Raw genomic sequence first — 18,714 nt, 5'->3', positions numbered from 1 at the left:
TCCCGGATGCGATCAGAGCTTCGATCTTGCGGCAGCGGGTGTCCTTGTCGGGAATGGCAGGCATCAGATCATGCCCCTCGCGGCATCGGGGATTGGTTCAATTGGTGGTCCGCCGTTTGTCGCCAATTCCCGGAACGCGCGATTTTGCGACAGGAAGACCTGCCCGTTCAGTTCGTCCACGAAATGCGTCCGCTTTAGCCGGTCCATCACCGGGCCCTTCACTTCGGAAAGATGCAGCCCGATTCCGGCGTCGATCATGCGGTGATTGATCGCTTCGAGGCTTTCGAGGCCGGAAGCGTCGATTTCGTTGACCGCGCTGCACATCAGGATGACGTGGCGCACCTCGGGCCGGTCCGCGATCTGCTCCAGCACATATTCCTCGAGCCACCGCGCATTGAGATAGGTCAGGCTTTCGTCGATCCGGATCGAGAGAATGTGCGGGACTGTGAAAACCTGATGCCGGTCGACATTGCGAAAGTGCTCGGTCTCGGGGACACGGCCGACAATGGCAGCGTGCGGGCGACTAGCGCGCCATAAATAGAGCAACAGGCCTACGCCAACGCCCGCAATCACACCCAGTTCAACACCCGCAAGGAGCGTGATGGCGATCGTAGCCATGTGCGCGGCGAAGTCAGCCTTGGAGTAGTTCCACAGCTGGCCCGGCGTTTTGAGATCGACTAGGCTGAGAACCGCGACGATGATTGTCGCGGCCAGTGTGGCGATCGGCAGGCTGTAGAGCAGCGGGGTCAGGAACAGTCCCGCCAGCGCAATGCCGACAGCGGTGTAAGCTCCGGCTGCGGGCGTTTCCGCCCCGGCATCGAAGTTGACGACTGAGCGGGCAAATCCCCCGGTGACAGGGTAGCCCCCAGAGAAGGCGCTGGCGATGTTCGATGCGCCTAGGCCGATCAATTCCTGGTTCGGTGCAATCCGTTGACGGCGCTTCGCAGCAAGCGTCTGCGCAACCGATACGCTCTCGACGAAGCCGATGATCGAAATGAGCAGCGCGGGGACCCACAGCTGCCCGATCAGACCCGGATCGGTCGACGGCAGGGCGAAAGGCGGAAGGCCCTGCGGAATTGCACCGACGAGGTTCACACCGCGATCCTCGAGATTGAGGCCGATGGCGGCGAGGATCGTTGCGACCACCGCGATCACCGGACCCGCCTTGGCCGCGATGTCGGCGGCGCGCGGAGCAAGGCCCAGCTTCACCAGTGATGGTTTCAGGCCCTTGCGAACCCAGAAAAGGAACAACGTGGCCGGAATGCCAATGGCGAGTGTCCACGGGTTGATCGTGCCGATTGCGGCGGCGAGCCCGCCAAGCATTTCGGGCCAGTTATCGCCGCCTGCCGACACGCCAAGAATATGCTTCAGCTGACTCGTTGCAATCAGTATGCCGCTGGCGGTGATGAAGCCACTGATGACGGGGTGCGAGAGGAGGTTGGCGAGGAACCCCATTCGCAGGAACCCGAGCACGGCCAGCATGACGCCGGACAAGGCAGCGAGGGTAATTGCCGCATCGAGATAAAGTTCGGTGCCCTGCGCCGCGACCGCTCCGGCAGCACTTGCCGTCATCAGCGATACGACCGCAACAGGCCCTACCGCGAGCGTGCGGCTTGTTCCGAAGATCGCGTAGGCAACCAGCGGGAGGATCGAGGCGTAAAGACCCACGACAGGCGGCAGTCCCGCAAGCAGGGCGTAAGCGAGGCTCTGCGGAATCAGCATGATCGTGACAATGATCGCCGCGACGAGATCGTTCGTAAGCACCGATCCATTGTAGGTCCGGCTCCAGTCGAGGATCGGGAAGTATTGCGCCAGCAGTCCCGGCTTGTGTCGGCGGGGCAAGCCGGACGGCCCGCCAGCCGGCCTTGGATTGCTGTCGCCCACGATCAGGCAGCCTTCTTCGGATGCGGTTTGGCGAGCCACTCATGGCCCTTCAGCATGCCGTTCCAGTAAATCCACGGCAGCGCCTCCGACTTGAGCAGCCAGCTGAGCTTGCGCGGCTTTGTGCCTTCGATCACCCATTTCGGAAAACTTGGCAGGAGCTTCCCGTCATATCCGAATTCGGCGAGCACGATCTTGCCGCGTTCCACGGTCAGCGGGCAGGAGCCGTAGCCATCGTAATCGGCCACAGGCTGCTTCGCATCGAGCTGGGCGAGCGCATTGACCGCGACGATGGGGGCTTGCTTGCGCGCAGCCGCCATCGTCTTGGCGTTGGGAGTTGATCCCGCATCGCCGAGACCGAAGACGTTAGGATAGCGGACGTGCTGGAGCGTAAACTTGTCGACATCGACAAAGCCGCTTTCGGCATTTGCGAGAGGGCTGTCGGCAATGAACTGCGGGGCAACTTGCGGTGGGACCGCATGGAGCATGTCGAACTCGACTGTTTCTTCACCGGCTTCGGTGTTGAAGACAGCCTTCTTGCCGGGGCCATCGACCGCGACGAGCTTCTGGTTGAGCTTCAAATCGATCCCGTATTTCTCGACATATTCCATAAGCGCCGGGACGTATTCCTTCACCCCGAACAGGACGCCGCCGGCATTACGGAATTCAACGTCGATGTTGTCGAGAACGCTGCGCTCCATCCAGGCATCGCATGACAGATACATCGCCTTCTGCGGCGCGCCTGCACACTTGATGGGCATAGGCGGCTGGCTGAAAATCGCGCGGCCCGATTTCAGGTTGCGCACGAGCTCCCAGGTGTAGGGTGCCAGATCGTAGCGATAATTGGAGGTGACGCCATTTTTGCCGAGCGTCTCTTCCAGCCCGTCGATCTTCTCCCAGGCGAGCCGGATGCCCGGAGCGACAATCAGAACACGGTAGCTGATCGTCGTCCCTTCGCTGAGCGTGACCTGATTGTTTTCGGGCTGGAAAGACGCGGCGGCCGTTTTCAACCAGTTCGCCTGTTTCGGCATTACGCTCGCCGTGGTGCGCTTGGTCGCTGACGCCTCGAAGACACCGCCGCCGACCATCGTCCACCCGGGCTGATAGTAGTGATCTTCGCTCGGCTCGACGATTGCGATATCGAGCGATGGGCGCCGCTTCAGCATGGAAGAAGCGGTCGCAATTCCTGCCGAGCCTCCGCCGATGATGACAACTTCATGATTTAGGCATCGGGCCATGACAAACTCTCCAATGTTTTCTCGTTATTCGCCAAGCTGGTCGCGCAAGCCCGACAGATCGTAGCCCGCTTGCTTGGCGCGATTGATGCGCTCGGCGGCGGATTCGTCCTCGACGTTGGCGAGTGCGTCGAGCGTGATCGAGCGCGTCCCGGTCCGGCAAAAGGCGAGCACCTTGCCGTCCGCTTCTTGGCGGACCTTGGCGAAGGCCTTGATCGCGACCGGCGGAAACTCGCCTCCAGAAACCGGAATATGATGGAAGGCCAACCCGGCCGCTTCCGCTGCTTCTCGCATCGATGCTACGGTTGGCTGGCTGGGCTCTTCGCCATCCGGCCTGTTGCAGATTACCGTGTTAAATCCTGCGTCGGTAAGCCCGCGCATGTCGCTCGGCTCAAGCTGAGGGGAGACGGCGAAGGTATCGCTTACACTGACAAGCTTCATGATGATGCCCCTTCGAAAAGCCGGACGACAGCCATGCCGGCGAGCATGGCAACGACGAATATCGCGGCCGCTGCAGGTTCGATCACGAGAGCAGCGATTCCGGGTCCCGGACACAGCCCAGCAATTCCCCAGCCGATCCCGAACAAGGCAGCTCCGCCGATAAGGCGAGGGGTGAGATCGGATTTGGTCGGCAGATGAAACTCGCCCGCGAAGATCGGTTGGGCTATGCGCGGCACGATCCGCCACGCGATGGCCATGACGATGACGGCTCCGCCCATCACGAAGGCGAGCGTGGGGTCCCAGTCACCGAAAATGTCGAGAAAGCCGCGCACGCGGGCCGGGTCAGTCATGCCGCCAAGAGCAAGTCCAGCGCCGAACAGGGTGCCGGATACGATCGAGGCAAGAGCGGTCCGCATTACAACACCTCCAGCCCGAGCGCGTTCATTATCGCGACTGTCGCAATTCCGATGGCCATGAATGTCAGCGTGGCGACGATCGAGCGGCCCGATAGACGGCTAACTCCACAAACCCCGTGCCCACTGGTGCACCCACTGCCGAGGCGCGTTCCGATGCCGACAACCAGTCCAGCTATCGCCAGCGTGAGGGGACTGGCGAAGCTTGCTTCGAGCCCGCCCGACGCCAGCATAACGATGAGTGCGCCGAGCGGCAGCCCGATCACGAACATCCAAGCACCGCTTCTGGCAATACCGCTGCCGCCTAGTCCGACGGCCTTTGCGGCAAGGCCGGAAACCCCGGCGATCCGGCCAAGACCCAGCAGCATGACTGCCGCTGCGAGGCCGATCAGAACGCCGCCTGCTAGGCCGGCGAGCGGCGCAGCTTCAGGGAAACCGTGGAGCGTCATACGGCGTTCACAGGAATCTTGATGTAACTGACGCCGTTGTCTTCGGGGTCGGGCAAACGACCGCCGCGGATATTCACCTGCACCGAGGGCATGATCAGGTTCGGCATGGCGAGCGTCTTGTCGCGGGTGGTCCGCATCTCGACGAAGTCTTCCTCGCTTACCCCGTCCTTCACATGCACGTTCTCTTGGCGCTGTTGCTTGACGGTGGTTTCCCAGGCGTATTCGTCGCGGCCCGGCGCCTTGTAGTCGTGGCACAGGAACAGGCGGGTTTCGTCCGGAAGCGAGAGCAGTCGGCGAATGGACCGATAGAGTTGGTGCGCGTCTCCGCCAGGGAAGTCAGCCCGGGCGGTCCCGAAATCGGGCATGAAAATCGTGTCGCCAACGAATGCGGCATCGCCGATTATGAAGGCCATATCGGCAGGCGTGTGACCGGGAACGTGGAGGGCGATGCCTTCCAACTCGCCGACCTTGAAGGTTTCGCCATCCTCGAACAGCTTGTCGAACTGCGATCCGTCACGTTCGAAATCGGTGCCCGCGTTGAAGAGCTTGCCGAATACCTCCTGCACGCGGATGATGTCGCGTCCGATAGCCAGCTTACCGCCGAGCCGCTCCTGCAGATAGGGCGCTGCTGAGATGTGATCCGCATGGGCGTGCGTCTCTATCAACCACGTCACTTTCAGATTATTAGAAGTGACATACTCAATAATGCGGTCGGCCGAACCGTTCGAGGTCCGCCCGGACGCTGCTTCGAAGTCCAGGACCGAGTCGATAATCGCCGCTTCATCCGTCTTGGGATCGTGCACAACATACGAGACCGTGTTCGTTGCCTCGTCGAAAAATCCCGCAATAGAGGGGCGGAGGCACTCATCGGCCTGGGCGCGCTCGACCTGGGCGGCGGCGCTGTCGAGGTTTTGGTCGTCAGCCATAGCTTGATCTCCATACATTTACATAAACCGTTTATATGTGTTGCTATTCGGCTGTCAAGTGTTATGAAGGCCCGATGACCGAGATGATCAAAGCCGAGGCCGAACGACAGGCGCCATGCGCCGGACTGCGTATCGGCGACGTCGCACCGGACTTTTCCGCACGCAGCACGACGGGAGATGTGCGCCTTTCGGATTACCGGGGGCGGTGGCTGATCCTGTTCTCGCACCCTGCGGATTTCACGCCTGTGTGCACGACCGAGTTTGTCGCACTGGCCCAATCGGCCAGCGAGTTCGAACAGCGCGACTGTGCGCTGATGGCGCTCTCAGTCGATAGCCTGTTCTCGCATTTCGCCTGGCTGCGGCTGATCCGCGATCGCTACGACATCGAGGTGCGCTTCCCGATCGTTGAGGATCCGACACTCGTGATTGGGCGCGCCTACGGCATGGTGGCGCCGAACGACAGCGACAGCGCGACAGTCCGGACGACATTCTTCATCGATGCAACCGGCGTTATCCGGGCGATGACCTGCTATCCCGCAAACGTAGGCCGTTCGACGCCCGAAATGCTTCGGACCCTCGATGCTCTTCAGGCAGTCGACGATGGACCGGTGCTCGCCCCTGCGAACTGGGCACCTGGAGAAGCGCTGCTGGCCCAGCCCGACGCATCGCTGGATACGGTTTTCTCCGCCAAGGGTCAGACCGACTGGTTCATGAAAGAAACCAAGCGAGGATCTCGCAAATGACCGATGAAGAGCTGGTCGATGCCTTAAAGGCCCTCGCGCATCCCGTGCGTCTACGCATCATGCAAGCCCTAACGGGCACGGAGCGCAATGTCGGTGAGATCGACGACGCAGCGGAGATCGGCCAGCCGACGCTATCACAGCAATTAGCGGTCCTTCGCAACGCCGGCTTGGTGAAAACCCGCAAGGACGCCAAGCTCGTCTATTACCGGATCGATGATGCCCGGCTTGCGAGAGTTGTAGAAGCGGCAGGCGAACTTGGCGGATTGTCCGCCCCACGCACGCGTCATTCGCGCCAGCCAGCTCCCGGAGTGGCGAATTTTGCTAGACTGGGTTGAGAATGGTGGACCCGAAATTTTGAGTTTCGTGAGGGCCAGTGAGCTTGAACCGAGGGATGAGAAATTTGAAAATTGAGTCCCGAAAAAGGCATCGAACCAATGCATTAGCCGGTTTTTGCGGGCCTTTTGCGGGCTCTTTACATAAACCGAATTTACTAACTATCTGAAAACAGGTGAAAAAAGAGGCTGAATGTGATGCCTCTTTTGCACCACTTTCTGGCGCTAAGTGCGTCCAGCAACGTCCAGCAAGCGTCTGGTTTCACAGCATAAATCGACCGATGATCGCCGGCTAAATTTCCGGTGACGTCCGGCTAGGACCACCAACAGCACCCCCATGATTGGGGTGCCTTTGATGGCCCCGGACCGACCCGGCTTGCTGGGATGAATCCAATGCTGACTCACATCAAGATCACGACCGCGAAGCCCTCAGAAAAGCTCTACAAGCTTCACGATACCCTCGGCCTATATCTCGCGGTCAAGCCCAACGGCTCCAAGCTCTGGCGCATGAACTACCGTTTCCTGGGCAAGCAGAAGACGCTTCACCTGGGGAAATGGCCTGCCGTCGGTCTAGCCGCCGCCCGTGCGAAGCGGGACGAGGCCCGCGAGCAGATTGCCACCGGAATGGATCCTGCCATCGAGAAGAAGCGCGCGCGGATCGCGGCCAGGCATGCGGCAGCGACCACGTTCGAGCTGGTGGCGAAGGAATGGCTGGTGAAGTGCGAACGCGATGGGTTGGCGCCAGTCACCATCGACAAGATCCGGTGGCTGCTCGAGAAGGCCTATCCGGTCATCGGCGACCTGCCGATCGCGCAGATCACGCCTCATGAGGCGCTGGCAGTCCTGCGCAAGATCGAAGCAACGGGCGCCTATGAGAGCGCCCGGCGCATGCGCAGCGTGCTCAGCCGGGTCTTCCGCTACGGTGTTGCCACGGTCCGTTGCGACAAGGATGTGGCCGCGGACCTGCGCGGCGCAATCGCCACGCCGAAGCCCAGGCACTTCGCTGCGATCACGAGGCCCTCGGAGGTGGGAGCGCTGATGAGAGCGCTAGAGGACTACAAGGGTTATCCGGTGACGCGAATGGCGATGCGACTGTCTCCGCATGTCTTGCTTCGGCCTGGCGAGCTGCGGGCGGCCGAATGGACCGACATCGACTGGGAGGAAGCCATCTGGTTCATCCCGGCTGAGCGGATGAAGATGCGGCGGCCCCACCGGGTGCCGCTGTCGCGGCAAGTCCTCGCCATGCTGAAGGAACTCCGTGAGCACACCCATTGGTGGAAGTACCTGTTTCCGTGCTTGGGGCATCCGCGCAGGCGAATGTCCGAGAATACGGTCAATGCGGGATTGCGCCGGCTCGGCTATACCAGCGACCAGATGACCGCCCAGGGTTTCCGGGCGATGGCGGCTACGCTTTTGAACGAGATGGGAGAGTGGCATCCCGATGCGATCGAACGGCAACTGGCTCATGTCGACACCAACCAGGTCCGACGCGCCTATGCCCGCGGCGAATATTGGGACGAGCGTGTGAGGATGATGCAGCGCTGGTCGGATTACCTTGACGAACTACGTGACGGCGGAAAGGTAATCCGGGCTGATTTCCAGGTTTTGCGGAAAGCAACCTAGGGGACCTCGGGTAGCGCCGGTGGCCGGGTCATCGGCGCTCACCGCGGATGAGCTTGCGCCGCGAGGGCCGTCGTCAGGTGCCGCAACTTGTCGGGATTTCGAACGATATAGACCGCCGCGATCTTGCCGTCGCGAATGTCGAGCGCGGTGGTCTGCAAGACGCCGCGATCAAGGCTGACATAGCCGGGCAGACCGTCAATTTCGGCGGTGCGCACAAGTTGTGCGGTCGGCGCGTTCTTGCGGCGCAGTCCGGCGAACAGACGGAGCGCGCGGTCGAGACCGCGAATGACGTTGCGGAAGGCCAGCACCTTGCCACCGCCGTCCGAATGGATTTCGACCTCCTGCGCGAGCAGCGAGGCGAGCGCCGCGGTATCGCCATCGCGCGCGGCGACGAAGAAGGCCTGCGTTATCCGGCTCGCCTCGGCTGCCTCGACGCTGAAGCGCGGCCGGGCGACCTGGACATGCTTGCGCGCGCGCGAGGCCAGTTGGCGCACAGCCGCTGGCTCGCGGCCCAGAGTCACGGCGACGTCGCTCAACGCGATGTCGAACACGTCGTGAAGCAGGAAGGCTGCGCGTTCCAGTGGCGACAGACGCTCCATCGCGAGCATCAGCGTGACGGTGATGTCGTCGGCGATCGTCTCGTCCGGATCGCTGGACCCCATCAGCGGGTCTGGCAGCCATGGGCCGATATAGGTTTCGCGGCGCGCGCGTGCGGATTTGAGCCGGTCGAGGCACAGGCGCGTGACGATGCGCGTCAGATAGGCGGCCGGCGCATCGATCCCGCCATCGAGCTTTTCCCATCTGAACCAGGCATCCTGCACCACATCTTCAGCCTCGCTGAACGAACCGAGCATCCGATAGGCCAGGCGCATGAGCCGCTTACGCTCGCGCTGAAAATCGTCGAGGCGCGCAGTTTGCCCGACCGCCAGACCTGAATCTTCTCCACTTTCTTCACCCGTCATCTTGCGCCGCCTCCTTTGGCTTTTCGATCTGACGAGCCAGCCCGCCGCAGTGTGACACGCTCGCGGGGAGATTTAAAATTTCTTCGCCATGTCACACGCCCACGACCTGTCTCGTCAGTGCAGCGGGCGTCGATTGGACGCTGCTGCAAAAAGGATGAAGGCATGAGCGAGATTACGCGCCTGGTTTGGCATGAAGTGGCGCCCAAGGGCGCGCAGGCGCTGTTCGGCGTGCATCATTACGTCACGACGGGCACCAATCTGCCGGAGGAGATGATCCATCTGGTGTTTCTGCGGGTGTCGCAGATCAACGGCTGTGCGCACTGCATCGATCTGCACACACGTGACCTGCTCAAGACGATGGCGCTCGACAAGGTCGTGCTGCTGCCGGTCTGGGCCGAGGTGCCACATCTGTTCGACCCGCAGTATCGCGCGGCTCTCGCCTGGGCAGAAGAGGTGACGCGGGTCAGCGAGACCCATGCTTCGGACGAGGCCTATGCCGCGGCAGCGGCGGCCTTCGAGCCGCGCGACCTGGTCGATCTGACGATCGCGATCGCGGCAATGAATGCCTTCAATCGGCTCGGCGCGCCGTTCCGGCTGCCCGTGAAGGCCAAGGCCTGAGTCATTCTCAATACATTGGAGTTATACGACATGTCCGACCGCATCGATCACATGCGCCAGGTGCCGGCGCTGACGCAGAAACTGACAGAGCTCACATTGGCACTCAAGAAGGGCCCCGTCGAGCAGGGCATCTTGAGTCTGGTCGAGATACGCGCGTCGCAGCTGAACGGCTGCGCCTTCTGCCTCGACATGCATATCAAGCAGGCTAGGCTTCATGGTGAGCGCGAGCTTCGACTTCACCATGTCGCTATCTGGCGTGAATCGCTCCTGTTCAGCGATCGCGAGCGCGCTGCGCTGGAATGGACTGAAGCGCTCTCGCGGTTGCTGCCACACGGCGTACCAGACGAGATCTATGCTAAGGCGCGAGCACAATTTTCGGACGATGAGATAGTCTATCTCACCTACTTGGTGATGGTAATCAACGCCTGGAATCGCGCCTCGATCGCGTTCCAGTCGGTGCCTGGCTCGCAAGACAAGGCGTTCGGACTGGATAGGGTGGGGCTGTCTTGACCGAATGCATTGCTTCCCGCGGGTGCCGCGAGCGGGCGCTTCTATCACAGCAGGCGTCCGCTCGCATAACGACGTCCCTGTGACACCCGAGCGCCTGCATCTCAGCCAATTCAGAGCGGTCTGACCAGTGCGGAAGCGGATGTAGCTCCACGCAGCTGGAGAGGCAGCAGGGCCGTACAATCCGGTTAGTCCGCTTCACGGCTACAAAACAAGATAGCAGGCATTCGCGTGTGCCGGCGTCGGCTCTGGCACCTACTCTTGTCTGAGTCTCAGCAGCTAACATTCACTGACCAAGTGCAGATCGTCCACAACTTTAGCTCCACAACTCACACCATAAGGCAGAGGGGCCATGGATGACTGTTCTAGTGAAACTTGTCGTCACCTTTCAATAACTGAACACACCCACAAATCTGCTCCAAATCTTGTGGGCTTTTGTGCGCTCCTTCAGACTCTTACAGGATCCTCAAGCTCCTGGTGGCGGGCAAGCTAGTTTCTGCTCCCAACCTTGGATGAAGCGCTTGAAGTTCCACCCCGATAGTTGTCGGCTTTCACAAGGGATAGGTCAACCTCACCATATGTGGTGGCGCAATTCGACCATGGTCGGCTAGACCTTACTGATGGCGACAGTAAACCCGGTCAGGGCAAGCCGCGACGGCGATCAGTTTCACTACTATTGGGCAGCACGGCGGTGTCTCGGTCTCCTTGCGCCTGACGCTCAACTCGTTGCTATATCGATCGAAGGCCCGGCCGTTCAGGATGGCGATCAGTTCGAGGAGGGCATCGCCTCGATCGACGTTGCCGAGTATCGCGGCGACGTTGATCCGTCGAAGGCGACCGAGGTCCGATACATTCAGCTCAAGCATTCGACACTCCGCATGGAGATGGAGTGGGTCGCCAGCGACTTGACCGACACGCTGCAAAACTTCGGCAGGCGATACTTGCAGCTTGTCGGGAGGTATGGAGCGGAAGACGTCGCCGCGCGGTTCGCCTTTGAGTTCGTCACGAACAGGCCCTTCGCCGATTCGCTTGTCTCGGGGCTCGAACAGCTTCGGTCGGGTGAGGCCACGCCTCTGGCGCGGGCGGCTGCGCACGCGACGCGCCTGCCGGAGGAAGTCGCGCCCACATTCGCTAGGCTGCTGACCCTTACGGGCCGGGTGGAGCATCTGGCGGCGCAAGAAAGTCTGCTTCACGACGACGTGTCGGGCTATCTCCCGGAGGCAGATCGCGACGCTCCGCTCCAAATGAAGGACCTCGTGGCGCAGCGAGCGACAACGAAGTTCGAGCATCGTCCCGAGATCACGCGCCTCGACGTCCTAAAGTCTCTCGGCGTCGACATGCGGGATCTCTACCCGGCACCACCGCGCATCGAGGCGCCGGACCGCATCGTCCTGCGACGGCAGCTGGAAGATCTCGCCGCCCGCATCGTCACCGGGGGATGTGTAAGCATAGTTAGCGCGGATGCCGGCGTCGGAAAGACGGTGCTGGCGACCCAGCTCGGTGATCTGCTTCCTGAGGGTAGCCAGACTTTGGTCTACGACTGCTTCGGGAACGGCTCCTACCGCGGTGCGAGCGAATACCGCCACCGCTGCCGTGACGGCCTTGTCCAGCTCGCCAACGAACTGGCGGGGCTCTCCCTCTGCAATCCGCTGATCCCGACCAGTAAGGCCGATCCGCCCGCATATGTGCGGGCATTCATGGCGAGGGTGGAGTCGGCCGCGGCAACGCTCCGCCAGAGCGCCCCGGACGCGGTGCTGTGCCTGGTAATCGATGCCGCCGACAACGCAGAGATGGCGGCCAGGGAGATACACGATCCGCCGAGCTTCCCTCGATTGCTGCTGCGCGAGACGAACTGGCCGTCCAATGTCCGGGTGGTCCTAACCGCAAGACCGCACCGGGTTTCCAAGCTCGACCCGCCCAGATCGATCGAGCCCATGCCGCTCGAACCATTCAACGAGGCGGAATCAGCAAAGCACCTGCGCGGCTTCTTTTCGGACGCTACGGATCAGGACGCGATAGAGTTCCATCGCCAGACGTCCAGGAACCCCCGCGTCCAGGCCACCGCCCTGGCACAAGGAGGCTCGCTTCACGACGTGCTCCTTAGCCTCGCAGGTGAGCCGCGCACTGTGGAAACCTTGATCGGCGACCTGCTGCAATCCGCGATCGATCGGGTGCTCGCCGACACGCCGACAGCCGACCATGATCAGGTGAGAGCCGTCTGCTCCGCATTGGCGACCCTCAGACCCTTCGTGCCGCTGAGGGTTGTGGCGAACGTGGCGGCGGTGCCGATCGAGTTGGTGCGCAGCCTCGCCCACGATCTCCAACGTCCCCTCATCGTGCGCGAGGACGCGATACAGTTCCGGGACGAGCCGACCGAGACCTGGTTCCGCGATGTCTTCAAGCCAACCGGCGCGGAGTTGAATGTGTTCATCGAGCGCCTCATGCCTCTGGCAGGCGAGAGCGCTTATGTCGCAGCCGGGATACCGCAATTGCTCCTTGAGGCTGGCCGCTTCGAGGAGCTGGTGAAGCTGGCGCTCTCGGACGATGCGTTGCCGCTGGAACCGGCCATGGCGCGAAGGGACGTTGCCCTTCAGCGCCTACAGTTCGCGCTCAAGGCGGCGATCAGGGACAAGCGTTATCTCGAGGCGACCATGCTCGCGCTTAAGGCTGGCGGTGAGACCGCCGCCGACGTCCGGCAGCAGAAGCTGATCTCGGCGAACACCGATCTCGGCGCGCGCTTCCTTGAGCCGGATCAGATGATCGAGCAGGTCTCGCGCCGGCTAATCACAGGAGGCGATTGGGTCGGATCCGAGCACGCATACGAGGCCGCTTTCCTTTCTGGTTCCCCCGATCTCGCCGGTGAGGCGCGCAGCAGGCTGCGCGTTGCTGACGAGTGGTTGATGCACTGGGCTACGCGCCCGCCCACCGCTGGTTCGAAACGCGGCAATGTCACCAAGGCCGATGCTGCGGAAATGGCGTTGGCCGTCATCCGGCTCGACGGCGCTGAGAGCTGCGCGAAGTATCTGAGGCGCTGGAAGAGGCGTGAGCGGTCCTACGAAGCGGGAAGCATCCTCGTGGCCCGGCTTATAGATTCCGGGGACTTCGACCTGATCGGCGGCCTCGCGATCGCAGCCGGCAACGATCTCGGCCTGCTGCTTGCCATCACGTCGAAGCTCGCATCGGTCGGACGCCTTCCGCCGAAGCCCGCGGTCGAGCGGATGACGCGTCTCGTGACCAGCCGCCACGTGCTGATCAGGGAGCCGTCGGGCATCGATGGCGAGATGGTCGTGCTCGCCGCGGTGACCGACGTCGTGGTCGCCGCCGCCCGGATGCGGGTGGCGCCGAAGCGTCTGCTTGCGCGCACCCTCAAACGCTACATCCCGGCGATGAGGACCTCCATGCTCGGAGGACGATCAGCATCGTATCAGAATCGGCGCGGCATCTACATGGCGGCGCAGTGCATCCGGGCCGCGCTGCGCAACGAGACGATGACGTTGGATCGGCTCAGACCCCGCGAGCCGAAACCGGTGCAGGAGAAGCTAGGCAACTCCGCTCGGCGGCGACGCTCCCGTTACACGCATTCCGGCGAGACGGCGGAGTTCACCGAGCAGGTCGGCGGCCTGCTTCCGTGGCACCAGCTCGCGGCGGAGGCGCGGTTGGGCGGGGTCGCGCCCCGTGACATCGACGCCCGGATCGAAGCGGCGAAGGCTGCGTCCACGACCGTCGGCCCGAGGACCTACAACGAGGATCGCCCGATCTAGGACGAGATCGCGATGCTCTGGTCCGGGGTGGCCCTCGGCGCCCCGGACCCGAGACCGCAATTGGAGCGGTTCGAGGAATGGCGGCAAGGTCTCACGAAGCCGCTGTTCATACCGACGCTCATCGCCATCGCGCGTCGGGCCGGGCGCACCGCAGACTGCGCCAAGACCTGTCTCGATCTCGCCAGGGCAGCCTACGCCATCATGGCGGCAGAGCGCGAGGACGCGAGCGGCATAGCCGACGTCTACGTGGATGCGTGCCGGGTCGTCCTCCTCGTTAGCCCGACGGAGGCTGCCGAATTCTTCGAGCAGGCGATCGAGGTCTCCGGCAAGATCGGAGAGGAAAACCTCTCGCGCTGGCAGGCGCTCGCCAATCTGGCAGAGGCGACGGGTGCCGACACGGTCGACCGGCCCGAGCTCGCCTACCGCTTCTCGCGGGTGGCGGAACTCGTCGTCGCCTACAACACGAGTTTCTCGTGGGACTATGCGCTCGAGAGCATGGCGGCGTTGTCGCCCTCTTCGGCTCCGACGATCGCAAGTCGCTGGATCGACCGCAAGTTCGCCGACCGGGAGGAGACGCTCGGTTGGCTGGCCGCCGCATTAGTCGCCAGGAAGGCGATCGACCCGCGCGACGCTATCGCGTTGCTGCCCTTTGAGGGGCGTTGGACTGGCATCGTCATGCTAAAGCGTGCGCTCGAGGCGTCCTCGGATGCTGGCGAGCGCGACGCCATCGCCACGCACTTCATCCGATACGCACGTCACCGCCACCACGAAGCCAAGGACTGGCTGCGGGTGGGTCGGCTCCTCGATCAGTTCGGCGTGGATTCCAGCGACGCCGCAGAGCTCGCTAGGTGCGTCGCTCGCGTTGCGCGTGAGCAGACGAGCAGGCGACCGTCGCGTCGGAAACGCGACTGGAAGCTGAAAAGGCAGAGAGCGGACTGGGACGCGATCTTCCGCGACGTTCATTTGAATGTCCCCGGCGGCGTTGCGGACGCGCTGGCGCGATACCGCTCTAGTGAGCCGCCATGGGCCCATGACGAGTTCTACGCCGAGGCCATTTCGAGAGTTCAGATCGGACAGGAGGCCGACTTCCTCAAGGCCATCGACGCACCGACACACTCGGAATCCTTGATGGCGAGTATCTCCTCAAGAGCATGCCCGACGACTGGCTCGGCAGTCTGGCCGTGAAGCGCGCCACGAGGAACCTGCTGCTAAACCTGGCTCGTCGCGAATGCACGAGGATCACCACGAGCCGGAGCTACCAGCCGTTTCCATTCGACCTGATCGGCAAGTTCGACCTTTCCCGGGAAGAGGTGGTCAAGACGGCGGTCACCGCGATGGGAGACACGGCGCTTCCCGTTCGGCACGAGGATCTGTTCGATCTCGCAGGGCTGCTATCGACGATGATCACCCCCGCTGAGGCCGCCGAGGCTCTTGGCTACGGCCTCGGACTGCTCGAGCCGTTGCTGCTCGATGGCGACGACGGACCATGGAGGGCAGAGCTCAAGCCTCCGCCGACCGTCCCCGAGGCGATCGCGGGCTTGGTCTGGGCGGCGCTCGCATCGCCGTGGGCCGAGCGCAGGTGGGAGGCCGCCCACGCGGTTCGGGCACTTTGCGCTCTCGGTCGTGGGGCCGTGCTCGATGCGTTGGCCGATCTTGCGGACGCAGGAGGCGGCGGAGCCTTCGCAGCTCCGCAGCTACACTTCTATACGCTGAATGCCCGACTGTGGCTCGTGATAGCCCTCTCACGTGCGGCACACGACCAGGCGGGATCGGTGGCGCGGTTCCTTCCACTTCTAGAGGTGGCAGGTCGACGCTCCGAATCACATGTCCTCATCCGCGAGTTCGCGGCACGGACGCTCCTGTCACTGCACGCGCGAGGCCTCGCGGATCTCGACGCCGTCCGGCAGGATGAGCTCACCACCATCAATCAGTCGAAGCTACCTGGGATCGAGCGCGTGGTGGGCCGGTCGAGAGCCCGGATACGCTCCAGCGCAGATAACCAGGGTTTCCGCCTCGCCCACGACTTCGACCAATATTGGGCCGCGTCGCTCGCGGATGTCTTCGGCCTTTCCAATGACGTCGTCGAGAAGGCTGTGGCCGGGGTCATCGGCCAGCTGTTCGGACCGGAGGAGACAGGACATCACGAGCGGGACGTCCGGATGATGCGGCGGCAGTTCGATAACGACCACTACCTCCGTCTCTCCAGCTACTGGCCGAAAGTCGACGACCTCAAATTCTACCAGTCCGCGCACGCACTGCTGATCGTCGCAGGGCAGCTCCTCGACGTTCAACCGCTAGAGATGCGGGAGAGAGTATCCGACCGGTTCGACGAATGGCTCAACCGGCATCGCCTGAGCCTGCGCGGCGACCGATGGCTTTCGGACCGGCGGGACGACAAGCCGGCGGGTCTCTGGCTGGAGCTGCCAATGCAAGGGCCTTCGGACCGGCTCGGCGCTGCCGATCTGGAGCGCCTCATCATGCCGCCAGGGGGCAGGATCGTCGCCTCCGCCGACTGGGAGACCCACCGGGGATTTATCCAGCAACGCGTCGATGTCATCAGTGTCCTGGTGTCGGCGGATCGTTCCGGAGATCTTGCCCGGGCGCTCCAGAGCGCTAAGAATCATGACGACTACAGGCTGCCGACCTCGGAGGGCGACGAGGGCGAGATCAATCGCGACGACTGGACGCTGCGCGGCGTGATGCGGGACGATGAGAGTGAAAGGCACCTCGATCGCTACGATCCCTGGGCTGCGGGGCTTAGGGCGAGGATACCCGTACCGGGCTCGTCGGTGCTAACCGCTATCGGCGCGACCGGTGATCCCATGGATCGCTTCTGGCACGATTCCCGTGGTTCGATGAAGCTGCGCGCGGAGGTCTGGAGCGACGGCGAGGAAGGCGATCGCGACCTCGTCCACGACCGAGGTCAGCGGCTTCTGGCCACCAAAGGTGCGCTGGACCGGCTGATGAAGGTTACCGGCATGCACCTGTTGCTGGAGATCAGGCTCCGCATGGACCGGGTCGAGACCCGGCATAGTCGATACTCGGAGAAGGAGAAGATGGATGCCATCAACGCCACGAGATATGTCGTCCTCCGCCCGGGACGCCAGCCTGAGTTCCCACCAGTCGGTGCTCGAACTCGGCGAGGCGCTCGTTCGAGAGCTCGATCTTGAGCAATCAAACGACATCCTGGGGCGCTGGATGGCGCATCACCTGGCCAGCCTGATTACGGCGGCGCGCAAAGCACCGGCGGAGCGGAAGGTCGAATGCGAGGAACGCTGCCGCGCGGCCGTCCTTGATGTTTGGAGGCATCGCAATTGCCTGCCCGAGGGACGTCGACCCTTTGAACCCTTCGAAGGTGTCATCGACACGCTCGCGGCATTGGATCCAGACGTGGAGCGACCATTCTACCATCGCGCCATCCTGCAATTCGAGGATTTCGACGACTTCGACGTGCCGGGCGTCCTTGCGGCGCGAAAGCCGGACTATCTTGAGAAGGCGCGTCGCTTCGATACAACCGCGCGCGCAGTCATCGGTCACCTGATCGCGCTCGCCGTTGACGCCGCACCCGACAAGGCTCAGGAATGGGTGCGGCTCGCCACGGAAGCGAAGCTCGACGCACCGGACGTGGCACTGATAGTCCGGTTGGTGCGTGCGAGGGAGAGGATTGACCCGAAGTGCCAGAACGCCTCCGACCTTGTAACGCGGCCGCTACGGTCTCGTCTTGATGAGCTGGATCAGTTTCTTGACTGTGCCAGGGAGATTCGTGCCGACTTGGCTGATCGGTTGGCTCGCGCGGAGGCCGAGATCAGTTCTCCGGCATCGACATTATGATTGAGTCCACACTGGCCAGCGTTGGCGTACACCCTTTAGAGTTAGCTCACGCAAACAAAGTTGTCTTGGAGGGCGTCGAAGTCGGACACGATATCGAAATATACCGCAGCTTCGCGCTGAAACTGCATGGGCACTAGTGCCGAAGTCACCAGGCACGATCTCAGTTTAATCGCCCCTTGCGAAATGCCGGTAGCGATCGCCAATTGTGGCAGCTTGCCGCGCAAGATCTCGACGCGATCCAAATGCCGGCGCGTCGGCCCACGCTTCCCATTCCGTTCGATGTGATCGGGACCAAATTCCACTAGGCGCTCCGCAATCTCACCGACCGTCTTGTCCGCAAGAAGCCGCTTACATTCGATAATAAACACATCCCCAGTCGTTGAACTCCAAGCCAACGTATCAACATCGCCGTCCTTCGCCACGCCACCAAGGCGCGTCATGAGAAACTCTGCTTCAGCCTGGAGGCCGAGTTCCTTCAGTCGGTCAGCAACCTTGTGATTGAAGGCATGCCCAAGACGGTCGATTGCACCGCCTACCCATGAGCGCATCTCCTTCGACCGGAAATATGAATTAGGGAGCCGAGCATTGTAGGCTCTGAGCGCATAATCCACTCCATGCTGAGCGATTATAGGGGATACCATGCATAGAGGATCATCCTCGGTCGTCAGCTGAACTATTGGTCGGGAAAGTAGGCTGAGACGGCGCGCGAAGCGCCAAGGAAACCAATCCTTAGCACTGGCTCCATCAGGCTTGGGATCATCCCATCTAGTTCGGGGCACAAGGCACCAAGCATCAAGCAAAGCCTCTGCTGCTAACGCATCGACGCCGTCCAGAGCTACAAGATCCGATTTGAGTTCGGAGCGCCGGACAGTCACCTTGCCATTTCCGCTGGCCACGGCTCGCTCGCCAAGGCTGGTCGCCGGTGAAGAACGCTGAAGCCCGCAGGAAAGCGTGGGTTTTATCGAAGTCCAAGTAATCGAAATCACAAGGTT

The 18,714-nt window shown here is 62.3% G+C and carries 17 protein-coding genes; 9 read left to right on the top strand and 8 right to left on the bottom strand.

Annotated features, from left to right (window positions below; all coding sequences use genetic code 11):
• Positions 1-63: 63 nt before the first annotated feature.
• From sulP to B2G71_RS23055, 6 genes are read right to left on the bottom strand one after another with little or no spacing between them, the layout of a single operon-like run.
• The gene (sulP, locus tag B2G71_RS23080) at positions 64-1,923 is read right to left on the bottom strand and encodes a sulfate permease (RefSeq protein ID WP_240530323.1); all 1,860 of its coding nucleotides are present in this window, start codon (positions 1,921-1,923) and stop codon (positions 64-66) included.
• Positions 1,887-3,119 carry an FAD/NAD(P)-binding oxidoreductase gene (locus B2G71_RS23075; protein WP_098109007.1) on the bottom strand — a complete coding sequence of 411 codons (1,233 nt, stop codon included), beginning with the start codon at positions 3,117-3,119 and terminating at the stop codon, positions 1,887-1,889. The genes sulP and B2G71_RS23075 overlap by 37 nt, the downstream gene beginning before the upstream one ends.
• Before the next feature lie 24 nt (positions 3,120-3,143).
• Complete coding sequence (locus tag B2G71_RS23070; protein ID WP_098109006.1) at positions 3,144-3,557, bottom strand: TIGR01244 family sulfur transferase; 414 nt, start codon at positions 3,555-3,557, stop codon at positions 3,144-3,146.
• The gene (locus B2G71_RS23065; RefSeq protein WP_098109005.1) at positions 3,554-3,973 is read right to left on the bottom strand and encodes a DUF6691 family protein; all 420 of its coding nucleotides are present in this window, start codon (positions 3,971-3,973) and stop codon (positions 3,554-3,556) included. Before B2G71_RS23065 ends, B2G71_RS23070 begins: the two co-directional genes overlap by 4 nt.
• Entirely contained in the window at positions 3,973-4,419 is a 447-nt protein-coding gene (locus B2G71_RS23060) for a YeeE/YedE thiosulfate transporter family protein (RefSeq protein WP_098109004.1), read from the bottom strand. The genes B2G71_RS23065 and B2G71_RS23060 overlap by 1 nt, the downstream gene beginning before the upstream one ends.
• The gene (locus B2G71_RS23055) at positions 4,416-5,345 is read right to left on the bottom strand and encodes an MBL fold metallo-hydrolase (RefSeq protein ID WP_098109003.1); all 930 of its coding nucleotides are present in this window, start codon (positions 5,343-5,345) and stop codon (positions 4,416-4,418) included. The genes B2G71_RS23060 and B2G71_RS23055 overlap by 4 nt, the downstream gene beginning before the upstream one ends.
• Before the next feature lie 74 nt (positions 5,346-5,419).
• Here B2G71_RS23055 and B2G71_RS23050 point away from each other — a divergent pair, with 74 nt between their 5' ends.
• The 3 genes from B2G71_RS23050 to B2G71_RS23040 all read left to right on the top strand — a co-directional run bounded on the left by B2G71_RS23050 (position 5,420) and on the right by B2G71_RS23040 (position 8,043).
• A complete protein-coding gene (locus B2G71_RS23050) occupies positions 5,420-6,088 on the top strand; it encodes a peroxiredoxin (RefSeq protein WP_240530322.1) in 669 nt (222 codons plus the stop codon).
• A complete protein-coding gene (locus B2G71_RS23045; protein ID WP_098109002.1) occupies positions 6,085-6,423 on the top strand; it encodes a metalloregulator ArsR/SmtB family transcription factor in 339 nt (112 codons plus the stop codon). Before B2G71_RS23050 ends, B2G71_RS23045 begins: the two co-directional genes overlap by 4 nt.
• A gap of 390 nt (positions 6,424-6,813) precedes the next feature.
• The gene (locus B2G71_RS23040) at positions 6,814-8,043 is read left to right on the top strand and encodes an integrase arm-type DNA-binding domain-containing protein (RefSeq protein ID WP_098109001.1); all 1,230 of its coding nucleotides are present in this window, start codon (positions 6,814-6,816) and stop codon (positions 8,041-8,043) included.
• A gap of 38 nt (positions 8,044-8,081) precedes the next feature.
• Here B2G71_RS23040 and B2G71_RS23035 read toward each other — a convergent pair whose 3' ends face one another.
• Complete coding sequence (locus tag B2G71_RS23035; protein WP_098109000.1) at positions 8,082-9,005, bottom strand: sigma-70 family RNA polymerase sigma factor; 924 nt, start codon at positions 9,003-9,005, stop codon at positions 8,082-8,084.
• Positions 9,006-9,167: 162 nt separating this feature from the next.
• On the opposite strand from B2G71_RS23035, the gene B2G71_RS23030 reads away from it, so the two are divergent.
• The 6 genes from B2G71_RS23030 to B2G71_RS23005 all read left to right on the top strand — a co-directional run bounded on the left by B2G71_RS23030 (position 9,168) and on the right by B2G71_RS23005 (position 17,722).
• On the top strand, positions 9,168-9,623 hold the full coding sequence (locus B2G71_RS23030; RefSeq protein ID WP_206049499.1) for a carboxymuconolactone decarboxylase family protein: 456 nt from the start codon (positions 9,168-9,170) through the stop codon (positions 9,621-9,623).
• 30 nt (positions 9,624-9,653) lie between these two features.
• Positions 9,654-10,133 (top strand): carboxymuconolactone decarboxylase family protein, encoded by a 480-nt coding sequence (locus B2G71_RS23025; protein ID WP_098108999.1) that lies wholly within the window; start codon positions 9,654-9,656, stop codon positions 10,131-10,133.
• A 617-nt stretch (positions 10,134-10,750) separates the two neighbouring features.
• Positions 10,751-13,891 carry an NACHT domain-containing protein gene (locus B2G71_RS23020; RefSeq protein WP_098108998.1) on the top strand — a complete coding sequence of 1,047 codons (3,141 nt, stop codon included), beginning with the start codon at positions 10,751-10,753 and terminating at the stop codon, positions 13,889-13,891.
• A 201-nt stretch (positions 13,892-14,092) separates the two neighbouring features.
• A complete protein-coding gene (locus tag B2G71_RS23015; RefSeq protein WP_141521685.1) occupies positions 14,093-15,076 on the top strand; it encodes a hypothetical protein in 984 nt (327 codons plus the stop codon).
• Positions 15,043-17,061 carry a hypothetical protein gene (locus B2G71_RS23010; RefSeq protein ID WP_098108996.1) on the top strand — a complete coding sequence of 673 codons (2,019 nt, stop codon included), beginning with the start codon at positions 15,043-15,045 and terminating at the stop codon, positions 17,059-17,061. Before B2G71_RS23015 ends, B2G71_RS23010 begins: the two co-directional genes overlap by 34 nt.
• Positions 17,018-17,722, top strand: a complete 705-nt coding sequence (locus tag B2G71_RS23005; RefSeq protein ID WP_168176470.1) for a hypothetical protein — start codon at positions 17,018-17,020, stop codon at positions 17,720-17,722. The genes B2G71_RS23010 and B2G71_RS23005 overlap by 44 nt, the downstream gene beginning before the upstream one ends.
• Positions 17,723-17,763: 41 nt before the next feature.
• Here B2G71_RS23005 and B2G71_RS24270 read toward each other — a convergent pair.
• The coding region (locus tag B2G71_RS24270; protein ID WP_206049498.1) for a hypothetical protein at positions 17,764-18,714 on the bottom strand (951 nt) is incomplete at its 5' end.

Origin of the sequence: Novosphingobium sp. PC22D (assembly GCF_002556635.1) — a bacterium.
Classification (GTDB): Bacteria; Pseudomonadota; Alphaproteobacteria; order Sphingomonadales; family Sphingomonadaceae; genus Novosphingobium.
This window is presented reverse-complemented; position numbering and strand designations above follow the sequence as displayed.

Coding starts and splice junctions, on each gene's coding strand:
- B2G71_RS23070 (WP_098109006.1), bottom strand. CDS start 3,557: ATGAAGCTTGTCAGTGTAAGCGATACCTTCGCCGTCTCCCCTCAGCTT.
- B2G71_RS23060 (WP_098109004.1), bottom strand. CDS start 4,419: ATGACGCTCCACGGTTTCCCTGAAGCTGCGCCGCTCGCCGGCCTAGCA.
- B2G71_RS23050 (WP_240530322.1), top strand. CDS start 5,420: ATGACCGAGATGATCAAAGCCGAGGCCGAACGACAGGCGCCATGCGCC.
- B2G71_RS23045 (WP_098109002.1), top strand. CDS start 6,085: ATGACCGATGAAGAGCTGGTCGATGCCTTAAAGGCCCTCGCGCATCCC.
- B2G71_RS23055 (WP_098109003.1), bottom strand. CDS start 5,345: ATGGCTGACGACCAAAACCTCGACAGCGCCGCCGCCCAGGTCGAGCGC.
- B2G71_RS23025 (WP_098108999.1), top strand. CDS start 9,654: ATGTCCGACCGCATCGATCACATGCGCCAGGTGCCGGCGCTGACGCAG.
- B2G71_RS23015 (WP_141521685.1), top strand. CDS start 14,093: ATGGCGGCAGAGCGCGAGGACGCGAGCGGCATAGCCGACGTCTACGTG.
- B2G71_RS23010 (WP_098108996.1), top strand. CDS start 15,043: ATGCCCGACGACTGGCTCGGCAGTCTGGCCGTGAAGCGCGCCACGAGG.
- B2G71_RS23030 (WP_206049499.1), top strand. CDS start 9,168: ATGAGCGAGATTACGCGCCTGGTTTGGCATGAAGTGGCGCCCAAGGGC.
- B2G71_RS23075 (WP_098109007.1), bottom strand. CDS start 3,119: ATGGCCCGATGCCTAAATCATGAAGTTGTCATCATCGGCGGAGGCTCG.
- B2G71_RS23040 (WP_098109001.1), top strand. CDS start 6,814: ATGCTGACTCACATCAAGATCACGACCGCGAAGCCCTCAGAAAAGCTC.
- B2G71_RS23065 (WP_098109005.1), bottom strand. CDS start 3,973: ATGCGGACCGCTCTTGCCTCGATCGTATCCGGCACCCTGTTCGGCGCT.
- B2G71_RS23035 (WP_098109000.1), bottom strand. CDS start 9,005: ATGACGGGTGAAGAAAGTGGAGAAGATTCAGGTCTGGCGGTCGGGCAA.
- B2G71_RS23020 (WP_098108998.1), top strand. CDS start 10,751: ATGGCGACAGTAAACCCGGTCAGGGCAAGCCGCGACGGCGATCAGTTT.